10 protein-coding genes and 1 pseudogene are annotated in these 15,635 nt (G+C 57.9%); all 11 read right to left on the bottom strand.

Going from position 1 to position 15,635, the window contains the following annotated elements:
• Positions 1 to 197: 197 nt before the first annotated feature.
• Positions 198 to 1,337, bottom strand: a pseudogene (locus ABVQ20_RS39630) (transposase); the annotation flags it as partial.
• A gap of 469 nt (positions 1,338 to 1,806) precedes the next feature.
• Positions 1,807 to 2,997: an IS91 family transposase gene (locus ABVQ20_RS39625; RefSeq protein ID WP_354465237.1), complete on the bottom strand. Its 1,191-nt coding sequence runs from the start codon at positions 2,995 to 2,997 to the stop codon at positions 1,807 to 1,809.
• A 12-nt stretch (positions 2,998 to 3,009) separates the two neighbouring features.
• The gene (locus ABVQ20_RS39620; RefSeq protein ID WP_354465236.1) at positions 3,010 to 3,870 is read right to left on the bottom strand and encodes a site-specific integrase; all 861 of its coding nucleotides are present in this window, start codon (positions 3,868 to 3,870) and stop codon (positions 3,010 to 3,012) included.
• A 245-nt stretch (positions 3,871 to 4,115) separates the two neighbouring features.
• Complete coding sequence (locus ABVQ20_RS39615) at positions 4,116 to 5,549, bottom strand: NAD-dependent succinate-semialdehyde dehydrogenase (protein WP_354465234.1); 1,434 nt, start codon at positions 5,547 to 5,549, stop codon at positions 4,116 to 4,118.
• Between the two features lie 90 nt (positions 5,550 to 5,639).
• A complete protein-coding gene (locus ABVQ20_RS39610; protein ID WP_354465232.1) occupies positions 5,640 to 6,539 on the bottom strand; it encodes a dihydrodipicolinate synthase family protein in 900 nt (299 codons plus the stop codon).
• 136 nt (positions 6,540 to 6,675) lie between these two features.
• Positions 6,676 to 7,104 (bottom strand): type 2 periplasmic-binding domain-containing protein, encoded by a 429-nt coding sequence (locus tag ABVQ20_RS39605; protein ID WP_354465231.1) that lies wholly within the window; start codon positions 7,102 to 7,104, stop codon positions 6,676 to 6,678.
• Positions 7,105 to 7,810: 706 nt separating this feature from the next.
• A complete protein-coding gene (locus ABVQ20_RS39600; protein ID WP_354465230.1) occupies positions 7,811 to 8,809 on the bottom strand; it encodes a serine hydrolase domain-containing protein in 999 nt (332 codons plus the stop codon).
• A gap of 131 nt (positions 8,810 to 8,940) precedes the next feature.
• Complete coding sequence (locus ABVQ20_RS39595) at positions 8,941 to 10,176, bottom strand: NAD(P)/FAD-dependent oxidoreductase (RefSeq protein ID WP_354465229.1); 1,236 nt, start codon at positions 10,174 to 10,176, stop codon at positions 8,941 to 8,943.
• A gap of 706 nt (positions 10,177 to 10,882) precedes the next feature.
• Positions 10,883 to 12,049, bottom strand: a complete 1,167-nt coding sequence (locus tag ABVQ20_RS39590) for a M24 family metallopeptidase (RefSeq protein WP_354465227.1) — start codon at positions 12,047 to 12,049, stop codon at positions 10,883 to 10,885.
• 442 nt (positions 12,050 to 12,491) lie between these two features.
• Positions 12,492 to 13,562, bottom strand: a complete 1,071-nt coding sequence (locus tag ABVQ20_RS39585) for an ABC transporter ATP-binding protein (protein ID WP_354465226.1) — start codon at positions 13,560 to 13,562, stop codon at positions 12,492 to 12,494.
• A gap of 13 nt (positions 13,563 to 13,575) precedes the next feature.
• Positions 13,576 to 15,417 carry an ABC transporter permease subunit gene (locus tag ABVQ20_RS39580; RefSeq protein WP_354465224.1) on the bottom strand — a complete coding sequence of 614 codons (1,842 nt, stop codon included), beginning with the start codon at positions 15,415 to 15,417 and terminating at the stop codon, positions 13,576 to 13,578.
• Between the last annotated feature and the right edge of the window lie 218 nt (positions 15,418 to 15,635).

The following is a 15,635-nucleotide window of genomic DNA, read 5'->3' as shown; positions in this document are numbered from 1 at the left end:
CGCGATGCAGTTCGAGCCGGCAATCGACCCGATGACGAATTGATCCGGATCCCAGTCGTGGGGAACATTATGATGAGGCAACGGACAATGTCGGTCGGGAGCATTCCACGGTGAGGCAATACGCGCTCTCACGTTGATTGCCGCGCCGCATGGTCCAGCGCCGGATCGCTCACCACCAGCGCCGGCGTGCAGGATTCATCGGCAATGTCGACGAGGCGCTGCTGCGCCGATCGCATCTCCTGCAGCAGCTTTACCGGGTCCAGCCTCACCTGTGTTTGCGCAAGCTTGGCACGAACCGGTTCAGGCGTGCGTGGATCTGCCAGCAGTCGCTGGCACGGTGTTGCCGCAGGGTGATAGCGCTTGCGCACGCGGGCGCCGTCCCGTTCCTTTCCGGCCAGCTTGAAGGAGGGTTGGAAGAAGTTCACGAACAGCCGAACCGTCGAATAGAGCTGTGCAAGGGCAGCAGCGGCTTCAAGCCCCTCCAGCCGACGATACCCGACAATACGTCGCACCACGGCGCCGTTCTTCTGTTCGACGAAGGCCTGGTCATTTTTGCGGTAAGGACGGCAGCGGGTGAACTCGATGCCGGCATCCAGACAGTAGTCGCGTATCGTCTCGTTCAGGAACACGCTGTCATTGTCCGTGTCGAATCCGAGAAGCCGAAATGGCAGGAGCCGCCGTAATACCGTCAGCACCTCGCTCAACAGCTTCTGTTCACGCACCAGCAAGGGCGCGCATTCCGTCCACCCGCTCGCGATGTCGGTAAGACAAAGCGTTTGTATGAAGCTTCCCCGCGTCGTCGGTCCACTGTGCGCCACCAGGTCGGCCTCGACGAATCCAGGCGGAGGATCCTGCCAATCGGAGAAGGTCCGGATCGGAATGCTGCGCCGCAGCGCGGTGGACGCTGTACTGCGACGGCGTCTCGGCCCACCAGCGATGTCTCGAACCTCGCGAAGGGCGCGGTCGATCGTGGCCGCGCTCATCGCCAATAGCCGTGTGCGGATCTCGGCGGTTAGGTGCAGATGCCCGTGACGCTCCATCGCCTCCATCAGAATCGGAATCAGCATCTTCAGACGCTTGCCGCAGATGCGATCCGAAGCTTCCCAGAGCACGATCAGCCCTTCGCGCACCGCGTCGTCATGAAGCCGGCGCTCCGGTCCCCGAACGCTGCGCCTGTGGTCCATTCCGCAGCAACCGCATGGCATGCTTGCGGTGAACGCCGCTTACCGCCGCGAATTCATCGAGAATGCGCGACTTCTCTGCCCGATCGCCTCGGGCGTAGCGCTCCGCTACCACCTTCACCAGCTCATCCGCGTCGCCATGCTTATCCGCCTCATCTGATTTGCTCCCGCCCCAAAACTGCGGGGAGCAAATCAGATGGGGCAACGGCCCAACATCCGGGAGCAGTTCAGGCGATGCAATGCGGAAGCGCGCGACAATCTGGATGAGAATCTGGAGGCTTCTGTGAGGTCTGCAGGCACGACGGAGCGTCCGGCTGGTTGTCGGACCTCATTGCAAGCCGGATTGAACGGAGCCGCGGGCAAGACTGGCGCTATGGGGATTGTAGCCGGCAGGAGCGGTCGGGATCGTCTTCGCCAGGCTGATGAAGGGCGTTCACGATGCGGCCACAGCGAAGGATGGCGCGGTGGAAGGCGGAACCGTGATGGCGCGAGCCGTCGGATAGGCTGCAGTGCCTTCGATCGCCGGACTGTCTGCTTGCGGCTTTGTGCGGCGGGACAAGGGTCGGGGTGCCGGCGCCCATGGCGACGGGTACCGTTCCGGGTGATGTGGACGCACCCGGCGTGGTCATGAGGTGTCGTTCCAGAAGGGGCGCGGCGGCGCCTGGCCGCACCGCCAGATGGCGAGCGTGATCATTGGCTCTCCGCAGCATGGGCAGCGATGCGCCACCGCAAGGCGCTCGGCGGCGACAGCGGCGCTTTCGGCATCCGGTTCGAGCTCGTTCTGCTGCGATCCGGCCAGCAGCCTGCGACACAGGTCGAGCTTTGCGGCTCGATGGCCGTTGGCGAGGAACCCGTAATGGCGGATGCGGTGGAAGCCGTCCGGCAGGGTGTGCAGCAGGAAGCGCCTGATGAACTCGTGCACATCCAGCGTCATGAGCTTTGCCTTGCCGCCCTGCCGATAATCTCTCCCGCGGAACACGATCTTGCCGTCGGCTATGCTGACGAGCCGGGAGTTTGCGATGGCGACACGGTGGGTATAGCGACCGAGATAGGCCAGCACCTGCTCTGGCCCGCCGAACGGCGGCTTGGCATAGACGACCCATGCGAGGCGACGGACTTCGGCCAACAGGCGGGTGAAGGCGGCTGGCTCGGCCAAGCCGGCGAGATCGGCGAAGAACTTGAGGCCGTCCGCGTCGAAGGCGGTGCGCAACGCCTCCAGAAACAGCCGCCGAAACAGGCGCGACAGCACGCGCACGGGCAGGAAGAACCCCGGCCGGCAGGCGACCCAGCGGGAGCCGTCGGGCGAGACGCCACCGCCCGGCACGATGCAATGGAGGTGGGGGTGATAGTGCAGGTTCTGGCCCCAACTGTGCAGCACCGCGATGAGACCGATCCCGGCGCCCAGATGTTTTGGGTCGGCTGCGATCGTGCGCAGCGTCTCGGCGGCCGCCTTGAACAGGATCGCGTAGACCGCCGCCTTGTTCTGGAAGGCGATCGCGGCGATCGCGGCCGGCAGCGTGAACACCACGTGGAAGTAGGCAACCGGAAGAAGTTCGTCCTGCCGCGCGGCGAGCCATTCCCTGCAGGCCTGCCCTTGGCATTTGGGGCAATGCCGGTGGCAACAGGAATTGTAGGCCACGCGGATCGCCCCGCAGGACCGGCAGCCCTCGACATGGCCGCCCAGTTCGGCCGTCCGACACAGTTCGATGGCGCTCATCACACGCCGCTCGACGCGTCCGAGATGACCGTCATGAACCTGTCGATACGCCTCGCCATGGCGGCGGAAGATATCCGCCACCTCCAGTCTCGCCGACATGGGCGGAACCGATCAGCCCGGCGGCACCACCTCGATGTTCAACCGATCGAGCGGGCTCGTCGTGCGCCGGATCAGACCGTTCGAGACCTTGGTGTAGCGCGCCGTCGAGGACAGATTGTTGTGACCAAGCAGCACCTGGATGATGCGGATGTCGGTGCCGTTCTCCAGCAAATGCGTGGCGAAGGCGTGCCTGAGCGTGTGGACCGTCACGCGCTTGTCGATGCCGGCGGCCGCACGCGCCGAGCGGCACGCCGAGTACAATACCTGAACGTCGATGGGTCGATTTGCATCCCGGCCCGGAAACAGCCAGCCCTGCGGCTTTGCCAGCCGCCAGTAGACCCGCAGGATGCGCAGAAGCTGCGCCGACAGCATCACCGTGCGGTCCTTGCCGCCCTTGCCGTGTTCGACCCGGATCACGCCGCGTCCGCTGTCGATGTCGCCGACCTTCAGTCCGACAGTCTCCGAAGCGCGAAGGCCGGCGGCATAGGCCGTCGTCAGGGCGGTGCGCGTCTTCAGGCTCGGCACCGCCTCGAGAAAGCGGACAACCTCGTCAGCGCTGAGAACCACCGGCAGCGTACGTGGCGCGCGGGCATAGGCGATCCGCTCCGGGATCTCGGCATGGCCCAGCGTCACGCCGTAGAAAAACCGCAGCGCGCACACCGTCTGGTTCAGCGCCGGCCACGAGACTCCCGCCGAAACCAGATGGACCTGGAAGGCGCGGACGTCCTCCAGGCCGAGCCGGTCCGGCGAGCGGTCGAAATAGCGCGAAAACTTGGCCACCGCGTGCACGTAGGATCGCTGGGTGGCCGGCGACAGATTGCGGATCGTCATGTCCTCGATCATGCGTCGGCGAAGCGGGATCAACTCGGCCATCTCAAACTCCTGTTCTCAAGGTTGCGCTTCAACAGCAGCAATCCTTCAAAACAGAAGCGTCATCCGCAAACCCGTGCACCAAATGCCGCGTCAGCGGCTTCGTTCAATCCTACGATTCTCTCAAAACAGGAAACGCTCTAGTGCAAGATAGCGCGGGCCCTCAGCGGAGAGCAGCCGCGGCCGCCAGCCTGATAACGTTCTGTCCAAAGGTCATGTCCCGCGCCTCCTTTCCTATTTCTCATCTCCTACACATGAAGATGACCGACATATTTTTTAACGGTGTAAGATTCCAAACCTTCGATACCGCCCTCTCGACCCCAGCCACTATCGCCGATGCCGCCGAACGGAGTCTCTGGGATCGTTACCACCATCTGGTTGATGCCGATTACGCCGACCTCCATAGCCTCCGAGATACGGTTAGCGGTCGCCGCGGAGCGGGTGAAGGCGTATCCAGCCAGACCATATGGCAATGCATTCGCTCGCGCGAGCCCCTGTTCTATATCATCAACAGATTGAACCAACGCAAGTGGACCAAACGGCTCCTCTGTCATTGCCCTCGCCTGTTCAGGAATGTCCGCCAGGATCGTCGGCATGTACATCAGGCCCGAAGCGTTAATGCGCTGCCCTCCCGTGATTAGCCGCGCCTGATGGGACAAGGCGTCTGCGATGAGATCGTCCATGGCTGCGATACGGCGGGGATTGGCCACTGGTCCCACGGTTGTGCCCGATTGCAAGCCGTCGCCCACGACCTGTTTCTGTACGAAGGCCCGCGCATGTTCCAGATACTCTTCGTAAACTGGACGCTCTACAAAAAATCGGGTTGGCGATGTGCAGACCTGACCGGTGTTTCGAAATTTGATAGCCATCGAAAGTTCTGCAGCACGCTGAACATCAGCATCCTTTGCGACAATCACGGGTGCGTGACCGCCAAGCTCCATGGTAGCAAGGGTCAAGCTCTCTCCGGCAAGCCGAGCGAGGTGGCGCCCAACCGGGGTGGATCCGGTAAAGGAGATTTTGCGAATGATGGGCGACCGAATGAGATACTCAGATACTTCAGCCGGCACCCCAAACACAACGTTAAGCACGCCTTTGGGCAGACCAGCATCGGTAAGGGCCCGTGCTATTTCAAGGGTAGTGCCCGGCGTTTCCTCGGCCGGCTTGATAATGCAGGTGCAACCAGCGGCGAGAGCGGGCGCGATCTTGCGCGCTGGCGTCACTGCTGGAAAGTTCCAAGGGGTGAAGCAGGCGACTGGACCAACAGGCTCCTGTGTCACTGTTTGACGCATATCGGCTACTCGCGCAGGAATGATACGGCCATAGCTGCGTCGACCCTCTTCTGCGAACCAGTCAAAGAATTCCGCCGCAGCTGTGATCTCGCCCTTGGCCTCCGCCAAGGTCTTACCTTCCTCCAACGTTAGCACAGTCGCAATGTGGTCTAGACGCTCACGCATCAGGCCAGCGGCACGCCGCAGGACCTGGCCACGCTCGTAAGGCGAGGTGCGCTTCCAGCCCTCGAAGGCGCGGCTTGCTGCCGCAAGAGCGCGGTCAAGCTCGGGCTTGCCTGCGTGCGGCAGTGTACCGAGCGACTGTTCCGTAGCAGGATTGAGAACGGTTTCGCTTCCAGCTTTGGTTTCCTCGATCCATTCGCCGTCGATGAGGAGTGCCAGTTTCGTATACATATCTATTCCTTAGGCAAGGTAGGGGGCTCTCAAACGCTAGTCGGCGAGAGCTTTTTTGATCTGCTTGCGGTATCGCGTACAGAATCCTCTTTAAGGGTTGGCCCAACGCGCAAGACCAGCATCAGAGATGATCTTTGCAATGGTTGCTTTCTGTTCCTCGGCCAACGGCAGCAACGGCAGGCGCGGACCGCCTGCGCCTCGGCCAAGCTGGCCCATGGTCTCTTTGATGGCCGCGTAGTACGCACCGGACTGGAAGCAACGGTAGAAGGCGAAGACATCGCGCCCGAGCTCATCTACTACCTTGTCTCCGGTGAGTGCCTTGTCCCAATAGTCGCGGATCAGCGGTCCGGCGATTTGGTGCGCCATGGCGACGACCCCGTGAGCGCCAACGGCGCGGGCCGGAACGATCATGGTCTCGTAGCCGACGAAGACGCGGAGTTTGTCACCCACGCGCTGCACCAGTTCACTCACCTGGGTAATGACGCCGGAGCTGTCCTTGATGGCGACCACGGTTGGCAGCGCGGAAAGCTGCTCCACGAGAGCCGGGGTGATGTCGATGCCAGCCCGGCGCGGGCTATTGTAGAGCATCAGCGGGAGCGATGTGTTGCGAGAAATGTACTCAAAGAAGGCTACGATCTCACGCGGGCTCGGCATGGCATATATTGGCGGCAGGATCATTCCACCAACGCAGCCCGCTGCGACAGCTGACTGACATGCTTCCAGTACATCTTCGACGCGCAAATCTGCGACGCCTGCCAGAACAGGCACGCGGCCAGCCACATGATCGACTGTTACCCTGTGAAGATGCGCGCGCTCCGCTTTGGTGAGAGCATAGAATTCGCCCGTGCTACCAGCCGCCACCACGCCCTGTGCGCCGTTGGCGATTGCATCGTCAACGAGTTCTTTATAACGCGTTTCATTGATGGAGCCATCTGCTCCGAAGGGAGTAACGAGAACGGGAAAGATACCGCTCCAATTTACATTGGTCATAATCCACTATCCTTTGTTAGAAGATATCGTTGAAGGTGCAAAAGCCAGCACGGCCAGTGGGCCGAGAACGCGAGTCTGTTCCCAAAAGCGTCCGACGACAGCGGCAAGCCTCGGATTACCGTCCGACAGCAAGAGTTCACGCCGGTCGCCGCGCCAGGACTTCGGTTCCGGGCCGGGACGGGCTCCAAGCGTCCCCAGTCCCTCCACAATACCGCCAAGGAAATAATCGACGACAAGACAAAGGCACGGGATTGGGATTCAATCCCACCTCGAGATTGATTTTATCAGCTTGAAAATCCGCCGCGAAATTGCTCCACGGTGTTTCATAGTACTCGATCTTCACGCCCAACAAGCCGGCAATATTCTTCCCCCAGTCCATAAAGTTGCCACTCCAGTAGCCGGTGCGCGGATCCGTGATGTAGCCCCGCCCTTTCGCGACCATCATTGGAAACTTGAGAACGCCGCTTGCTTTGATGTGCTGGAGGACGGGCAATGGGTCTTCAACTCGGGCTGGCACAGACGCCGGCCAGATCAAGGTGACCACACTGATTGCGGCCGCGACCATTGCGTTAACAAAACGGTCGATTGGAGCCTCCCCCTGTGGATTGGAATATATCATTAATTCATTGCACTATATCATTTGGCTAGAATGGTGCAAGTTAATCTTGTGTCCTCTCTTTAACTGTCAGCTATGTCATCGCTCGGATGCCTGACAGGCACGGTTGTGTTTTAAGCGTGTAGGAGCTGTTCACGTTGCCTAGAAGCTGCCGCCAAAATGCTATGAGGGCCGCCCAACCTGCGTTCGGCTGCGGATGCGGTCGATCGGAGCGAGATAGTCTCCCAGCTTCCGGTGAACGTGGAGTTTCAAGGCGACGACCTTGTGACTAACCACCTCGACAACACGTGATGCACACCCATCTCCGCCGGCTCTAAGATCTCCAAGCCGTCATCATGCTATAATCGTCCTGATTCAATTTCGGTTTGGGACTGCTTTAGCGGACACAGGAAATCGAAACCTCAGGCGCGGCAAGAGTTAACTCTGCGATGTAGACACTGCTCATTCTGCCCGCAGCATTCTCCCTAGTGTCAGCAACTGCGCAGACGTGATCGTGTCGCCGGCGCTGTCGGCGACAGGGTGGGACGCAAAAAGCGCCACAACCATCTCCGCCTCCGGTGCGACATAGAGGCGCTGGCCGTGAATGCCCCGTGCCTCGAACGCCCCCAACTCGTTGTTCGACACCCACCACTAACTGCGATACGAGTAACCAGCTTCAACGTTTGCTCGCTTTCCACCTTTTTGTGTCATGCACGACAGATGCGGGAATGCGCTGCTTTCCATGCCATTCGCCTTCGCACCGCATTAGTTCACCAAAGCGCGCAAAGTCTCTCAGGGTCGCGCTCAGGCCACTCTCAGCCAGCGGCATGCCGCCAGGGTCAATCTCGAGATAACCATCCTCCTCGCAGCCGAGCGGCGCCCATAGGCGCTCCTGCAACAACTGAGCGAACCAGCGGCCGGTAACGCGCATCATGACCCAAGCCAGCACCTGCGTGTTAAGGCTCTGGTAGGCGAACTCGCCGTGCGCGCCTTGCTTGAGCACAGTCCTCAGGTAATCACATGAGGTCCGGGGCCCGTCGTAGCTAGCCGGCCGCGGTAGTCGTCCAAAGGCCCATCTATACGCCCAGATGTCAGAGTGCTCGTCGTAGCCCTCTTTGAAGGCCAGGCCGATCTGCATGTCCATTACCTGGCGCAGAGTGGCATCCTCCCATGCCGTGGTTCGCAATTCTGGCAGATAGTGCGAGATGCTCTCAGACTCATTGAGCACGCCTTCGTGAACAAGTATTGCAATGAGCGTGCCGGTGTAAGACTTCGTGCACGACTGGGCCTCGAGTGCACCGAAGTAGCGCTCGTATACAATTCGTCCGCGATGCAGTACCATGATGCCATCGACGTAGGTGTCGATCAGCGCGTCATCGAAGCGCCTGATTACACCGTTTACGTCCGCGAAAGGGAGCGCGTCAATCTCGTCGAACTTGTCGCCACGCTCGAACTGGGAGGGTCTTTCCCTCCCGCGCCACACGTTCACCGTGGGCATGAGTTCGCGCATGTGCGAAAACGACCAGCGGATTTGTGGGAAGTCGCGGAATGTGCCGGTCTCAAACGTGATTCGCGTGTCGCTTGGCGGTGGCGCACCTCGCATCCAGCCGAGCTCTCGTGGATCAGACGCGCGACCGTCGAGATAGTGATGCCCGTTGAATTCGAGCGTCCCCATCACAATCTCTCCTCGTTCGCGTATCCGACAAATTTAACCAGTCCAAGTTTCATCAGCTCGCTCCACCTTCTCGTTTTTATGATTGCTGATTGATCATCACGTAGCTAATGCCGAGGTCTCTTTTCTTCACTCTATCTAAGGCGATAAGGTATGCAGGAGAGCCGAGGCGCACGGGCCGCGACAAGATCGGAGATGAGTGCTGCTGTCATCGGCGCGCCGCTAATGCCCATGTGGCCGTGCCCTGTGGCAAAGAACACGGAGGGATGTCGGGGATGGCGATCGATGATGGGCAGACTGTCTGGTGTTGACGGTCGCACGCCCATCCACTCGCTCACTTGACCGACTGAGAGATCAGGCAGCATCGCTTGAGCGGATGCCCGCAGCTTCTTGCTCTGATCCTTGTTCGGCGGAGCATCAGGTGCGTCGAACTCGGCGATCCCAACGATACGGAGACCTTCGCTTAGGGGCGTCGCCACGAATGCTGAAGCCGCGTCTGTAACCGGGCGGCTTACGCCGCTATCAGCGCCGCGCATGGTGATGTGATAGCCGCGCTCGCTCGCTAAAGGCAAAGTGACACCAAGCGAGCGTGCCAAATCTCGGCTCGCGATTCCAGCGGCAATAACGACAGAATCGAAGCCTCGGGCGCCCGAATTTGTCTGGACCTTCACTCGTTCTGTATCCGGCTCTATGGCCACGACAGTCGCTGTCTGCACCGATGCCCCTAGCGAAGCCGCCCTGTCCATTAATCCTTTCACGAGACCTGGTGGGGATGTCACGTGGCCGCTGTCGGGAAAGAAGATGCCGCGGCGATAGGCGCGAGACAATTGGGGCTCTAATTCGAATACCTCGTCGGTTGAGATTCTCTGAAATCGAACGCCCTTTTCGCTCCGCATCACGTCGACCATGTGATCCAGCGGCCCCAGTGAATCGCCCCTGAAAACATGCAGTGCGCCGTTCGGTCGAAAATGCCGGTTCCAGTCAACCTCTCCAAGCATGTCTCTATAGAGGCTGGCGCATTGAGCGTTTAGAGCGTGCAGCGCATCGTAAGCAGGCGCCCAATTCTTTAGGCGTCCGGTACCGAGGAACCGAAGCAACCAAGGAAAGGTGCGCGGAAGTTCCCGCGGCGCAAAACGTACCGGACCATTCGTGTCGATGAGCCACCGCACGGCCTGGCGTATAATGCCCGGATACGCCATTGGTAGGGAGGAGCCCGCATTATATTGAGCTCCATTGCCCCAGGAGCACCCATGGCCAACACGACCCTTTTCGAACATCGTAACCTGGTGCCCTTCACGGGCCAGCATTAGTGCACAACTTACGCCGACGACACCTCCACCAATAACAGCCACAGTGCGACGCTCAGACATTTTGGGCCACTCTTCGTGCTGGGTCGTTTCACACCGTCGCGGACGTTCAGAACATGAGTCAGCCGACACTGACGGCTCGCTATTGCCATTTCGCATTGATATAGCTCAATGCGACGCACGCCCTGCATTGACCTAGTACACCTTTTAGAGGTGCACAAGGGGTTTTTGTGCTCTACAGGAAATTTGGATTAGCAGTACCCCTCCGGTGACGTCTTCGCCGGATGGTTACGATTAGCAGGCTGTTTTCAGAGGAGCAAACTATTGGCGTATTTATAGCTTTGAAACATTGAGCGCGTTTTGATGTTCCCGAAGCCCCACGCGAAGCATTACCGGATGTCAATGCGTTACCCGAGTGGAGGCGGATTCGGGGATCTCAGCAGCCTTGTTTCTGCAGCGGCTTATGGGCGTTGATCCATCCCTTTACTAAGAAAAGCCTGCAGACGGTCCAAATTGGGCTTAAAGCTTAGCAAGTGGAAATTGCAGGTCAAATCATACTCGATGGGCCTGGTTGAACTCGCGCTTGTATCTCCCCCCGCGGCGGCGGGAGGAGATGCGGGCTGCCTCAGCACAAACATTGTCAGTAACATTCTTGGGTGAGGCAACATGAGCGGTCAATCTTCACAACGCTTGACAAATGTTCCGAGCAAAATAGGCTGCTGCTTGTATATTCATATCGGCCAGCAGCAGAACCTACCGCTCCAAGTTCTCAGATGGAGAACAGGTCGGCTGGACCCGCCCCGGAGAGCGCTTCGATACCGGTTTCAGTGACTAAGTAAGTTCCGCCCAACATCACACCAAGCCCCTCGCGGGCGAGCGATAACCACGAATGGACATAAAAGGTCATACCGGGCACTAACGTACCGCTAGAAAATCGATCGAGTTGAAGTGAACTCAACCAAATCGGGGGATAGGCGATACCAATGCCGACACCAAAGCGCATCTGCGCAGCTTCGCCCAAACCGGCACGCTCGATTGGCTTACGTGAACCGATGTCGATGTCAGCGACTCTCGCGCCAGGGCGGCATTCTTCCAGCCCGGCCAATAGCGACTCGCGCCCGATGTCATGCAATCTGCGCGCGCCTTCACCCGGATCGCCCGTAGCCATGGTTATCATCGCCACACTGTGATATCGCCGAGCTACGCCTGCGAACTCTAGGTGAACAAGTTCATTTCTGCCAATAATCTTCGGCATAGGGGTTGCATGGCCGCTTGCTGAGCGCGTTCCACTCCCACATTCGGTCGGAAGCGCTGGATAATCACTACCTGCTTCTCGGGCTGCCTGTTCCACGGCTGCGCAAAGTGCGAGCTCGCTAATGCCGGGCTGCAGGCTTTTCCGCGCCGCTTCGACACCCAGATTTGCATAGCAGGCGGCCTCTCGCATGTATTGGACCTCAGCTGGCGACTTTATGAGTTGGAGTTTGTTGAGTAAGTGACTTATGTCCCCAAACTGTGACTTAATGGCAGCTTCGAGGGCCCGCATATAACTCCCGGTAACCGCCGGTGACTGCATATCTAAACCCAAGCGACCATTCGTTATTCGGTGATCGTCAGCGATTTCTCTGACCAACTCAGCCACATCGTCCGCGAAGAGTTGATACGTCCGGACATCTGTCAACCAAGATGTTTCCTTCACCAATGGAAGGTCCAGGTTACGAACTAACAATGTTGGATCTCGGCTTTCATCGACGCTGAGTATGAGAGCTTGTGGACATATGTTGGCGCAAACTGAATCGTACCCAGTGAGGTAAAAGAGGTTTTCTGGCGCGACAATAACACACCCGTCATAACCAGCCGCGGCAAGCTCTTCACGAGCGCGTTTGAGTCGGGACCTATGTTCTGTTTCTGAGAAAGCTTGGAACGCTGGCTTGACCATCAATATCTCCTTTAGGTTCTTCAATCCCGGATCTGTCACCGCCGCAGTCGCGGCTGTGCGCTAGATTCGATTTGCCTTGGGTAACAAATTAACGCCTTTTTTACGGAAACCTCGATCGCGGGCAACTTTTGCTTCGATGAGGCTCGCGACATCGCCGCAGACGACTGCTAGGAATGCGGTGCACGGCAGCTGCTCAAAGTGGAGGGCCATTGACAGAAGCTTCGCCTCGTCCCACAGTCGCTCGCGACATCGATGATTGTTTCTATCGTCTAATGCCTTCTGTCGCCTTCTAAAACTGTAGACAGCCTTGCCGAAAGCACAATTCAGCTCGCGATGAGGTCTTTCGACTGCAGATTCGATCAAACCGGACGACTTTTTCGGGTTCCGTCGTGTCGAATTCGCGAAGGCGGAAGTCCACCGATTCCATGATTTTGGGTGTCCGTCAGTTTAACACCATAGAGTTGCTCACATTCCATGAAACAGACACGGGAGTTCCGCTGGTAAACTGAGTCTGCCCCCGATTCTGTTGCTTGACTGTTATGCTTTCTTTTCCGCAGCGAACCGCGTAGCGGGTCAACTCGCCCAGAAACAGTGCATTCTCAACAACTCCATCAAGGACATTCCGGACATCGGTGATCGCGCCGCGCGGGCTGATATCAACATGCTCCGGTCGTACAAAGAGCCAACCGGATTCGCCCCGTGACTGTCCGTTTAAGCGAGCCACGCCAGAATCTCGGCCGCCAATGGTCACCGTGCCGGCTCCGTTGTCTATTTCGTCGATGCGACAAGGCAGAAGGTTAGATTCGCCGACAAAAGACGCGACAAAGCGGTCCTTTGGATTATAGTAGAGGTTCTTGCTGTCCGCGACCTGAACGAGCCTGCCTTCGTTAATCACGGCAATCCGATCGGACATAACCAGTGCTTCGTCTTGGTCGTGAGTGACGAAGATGACGGTCATATTCAACTCTTTTTGGATACGCATGATCTCGATTTTCATGTGTTCGCGCAAATTGCGGTCGAGAGCACCGAGCGGTTCGTCCATTAGCAGGAGGCTTGGGTCGAAGACGATGGCACGGGCAAGCGCAATTCGCTGCTGCTGTCCACCAGAGAGCTGGTTGGGATAGCGTCCGCGATACTCACCCATCTTCACCAATTCCAAAGCGCGCAAGACTTTCTGCTCGGTTTCGGCCCTTGCCACACTGCGAACTTTGAGAGGGAAGGCGACGTTTTCAGCCACTGTCATGTGTGGAAACAGCGCGTAGTTTTGGAAGACCATGCCGATACCACGCTCATAAGGTGGGACGTCCACAATCGAGCGACTGCCGAGCAACATGTCGCCGCCACTAGGCGGCTCGAAGCCGGCGATCATCTTCAGCGCGGTAGTCTTGCCGGAACCGGACGGGCCAAGAAACGTCACGAATTCGCCCGGCTCAACGTAGAGATCGAAGTCGCGCACGACGTGGAGCCCGCCGTACCATTTCTGGATTTTCTTCATTTCGAGACTGGTGGACATTGTTGCCTCCCTTTCATTTCCCTGTGCGAGCAGAGGTACGCCTGTCGTGCCGCACCTTGATCCACTGTGCTGTCAATATTGCTACCGCGACGAGCAGGACGATAAACGTCGAGGCCGCACTGAGCAGCGGATTGAGTTCGTATTTGATATCGTTCCAAAACTTGAAGGGTAGCGTCAGCGTCTGCCGTCCGATCATGAACATTGTGATAAGCAGTTCGTCGAACGAAGTTAGGAATGCGAGCAAACCCGCTGTCAGCAGCGCCGGCTTGAGGAGCGGTAATGTCACGAGGCGGAGGACCTGCATCGGACGGGCGCCATGGATGGCGGCTGCCTTTTCGAGAGACTGGTCAAAACCACGCAATGCCGCGGCCATGACGACAACAACGTAGGGTACCGACAGGAGGACATGACCGATCACTAGCCCGGCGAAGCTGCCAAGCAAGTGAATGCGTGCCTCAAAGATGTAGAGAGCCGTCGCGATGATGATGCCGGGCACCATAAGGGGCGACAGACAAAACAGGAACAATGCTCTCTTTATCGGTAGCGTTGTACGCACCAGCCAAAAAGCGCCCATGGTTCCAATGATCGTAGCAAAGAATGCAGAGAAGAACCCGAGCTTAACGGAAAATAGAAACGATTCTTGCCAATCCGATGCGTGTACAAGTTTCTCCCACCACTGTAGCGAAAAGCCTGGGGGAGGAAATACCACGAAAAGGGACGAACTGAACGAGAGTAGGAAAACCACAACCAGGGGCGCTATTAGAAACAGAAGAACCAGGATCGTGTAGGCCCAAAGCCAGCGGGCTTTACGTGTTAGAAATGGCTTAGTCACCAAATGGATCAGGGCTTCTGCTGTGATCAGAATTGGCTGCACTGCCTGTTTCATGTTTCCGAAAAAAGGAGATTTCGACCGAAGCTTTTGGCTTGTGATTTCGACGGTAGAGGAAGACCAGATCATTTCGAGCGGAATGAAAAGGCTTGCAAAGAAGAGAATTCCGATCGTGACTAACAGGAGCACAATTGACGACGCAAAACTAAGTTCGAAGTTCAAAAGCGTTGTCAATTGCGTGACAATCAACTGCGTTATCATTGCATCGCGTGGGCCCCCGAGAAGGGAAGGCGTAATGTAGAAACCAATCGCAATGATGAAAATCAGAATGCCGGCAGAAAAGACGCCGGGTAGCGACAGAGGGAAATACACGCGCAGGAAGGCTTGGACTGGTTTGGCGCCTAGTATTTGTGCCGCTCGCGCAACGTTGTGGTCGATCCGCACCATCGAGGAGTACATCGTGAAGATCGCGATCGGCATCAACACGTGTACCATCCCAATGACAACGGCAAAGGTCGTGTTGAGGAGTGGCAACGGCTCTCTGATGAGTCCGAGCCAGATCAATGTGTTATTTATGGGCCCTTGGCGACCGAGGATGATCATCCAGGCGTAAGTCCGGATGAGGAAGGCCGTGAACAATGGAACGAGAATGAACAAGGTTACAAGTGACAAAGCGCGCGACTTAATTTGTGTCAGCAGGTAAGCGACGGGGTAAGCAGCGACTAGTGACACAAGCGTGACAATCAACCCAACCCTCAGGGTCTGAAGCATGACGCTGAGATTTGTCTCGTCGGAGAATATGCGTGCATAATGCGAGAAGGTCAATTTGTCACCTTCGACGCTACCCCAAAGGATAATCAATAGCGGGATGACGAGGAATCCAACTAGGAGCACCACTATCGGCGAGGCAATGATGGCACCGCGAATCCGTTGGTGTGCTAGTAGCCCGTTCAGGTAATTTTGGCTCCTAGCCACTTTTACGACTGCCGCATCCGCGGCCTTCTCTTTCGCCAGGAGAGTGGCCATGTGGTTTTGCTCCTTCCCTAAGCCGTCATATCCGACTCTAATTCCTTTCAGCGGTGACCGACGATACGGAATCATCTTCTATAATCGATGCTTTCGTCATGCGCCAAGGACCGGGCCCGTCTCGGGCGCTCAGATATCTGCCAATGACGCCACATGGATTTTGGTTATCTAAAGTGGCGCGGGCTTGGCTGGATCTCAACTAACCCTATTGGACTTGC

Source organism: Mesorhizobium shangrilense, assembly GCF_040537815.1.
GTDB lineage: Bacteria > Pseudomonadota > Alphaproteobacteria > Rhizobiales > Rhizobiaceae > Mesorhizobium > Mesorhizobium shangrilense.
Note: the sequence above shows the minus strand (reverse complement) of the source record. Positions and strands in the feature narration are given on the sequence as shown.

What these genes read in the sequence shown, in the direction of transcription:
- ABVQ20_RS39585 (WP_354465226.1), bottom strand. Translation starts at nt 13,562, where the DNA reads ATGTCCACCAGTCTCGAAATGAAGAAAATCCAGAAATGGTACGGCGGG.
- ABVQ20_RS39620 (WP_354465236.1), bottom strand. Translation starts at nt 3,870, where the DNA reads ATGGCCGAGTTGATCCCGCTTCGCCGACGCATGATCGAGGACATGACG.
- ABVQ20_RS39590 (WP_354465227.1), bottom strand. Translation starts at nt 12,049, where the DNA reads ATGGTCAAGCCAGCGTTCCAAGCTTTCTCAGAAACAGAACATAGGTCC.
- ABVQ20_RS39625 (WP_354465237.1), bottom strand. Translation starts at nt 2,997, where the DNA reads ATGTCGGCGAGACTGGAGGTGGCGGATATCTTCCGCCGCCATGGCGAG.
- ABVQ20_RS39605 (WP_354465231.1), bottom strand. Translation starts at nt 7,104, where the DNA reads ATGGTCGCGGCCGCAATCAGTGTGGTCACCTTGATCTGGCCGGCGTCT.
- ABVQ20_RS39600 (WP_354465230.1), bottom strand. Translation starts at nt 8,809, where the DNA reads ATGGGGACGCTCGAATTCAACGGGCATCACTATCTCGACGGTCGCGCG.
- ABVQ20_RS39615 (WP_354465234.1), bottom strand. Translation starts at nt 5,549, where the DNA reads ATGTATACGAAACTGGCACTCCTCATCGACGGCGAATGGATCGAGGAA.
- ABVQ20_RS39595 (WP_354465229.1), bottom strand. Translation starts at nt 10,176, where the DNA reads ATGTCTGAGCGTCGCACTGTGGCTGTTATTGGTGGAGGTGTCGTCGGC.
- ABVQ20_RS39610 (WP_354465232.1), bottom strand. Translation starts at nt 6,539, where the DNA reads ATGACCAATGTAAATTGGAGCGGTATCTTTCCCGTTCTCGTTACTCCC.
- ABVQ20_RS39580 (WP_354465224.1), bottom strand. Translation starts at nt 15,417, where the DNA reads ATGGCCACTCTCCTGGCGAAAGAGAAGGCCGCGGATGCGGCAGTCGTA.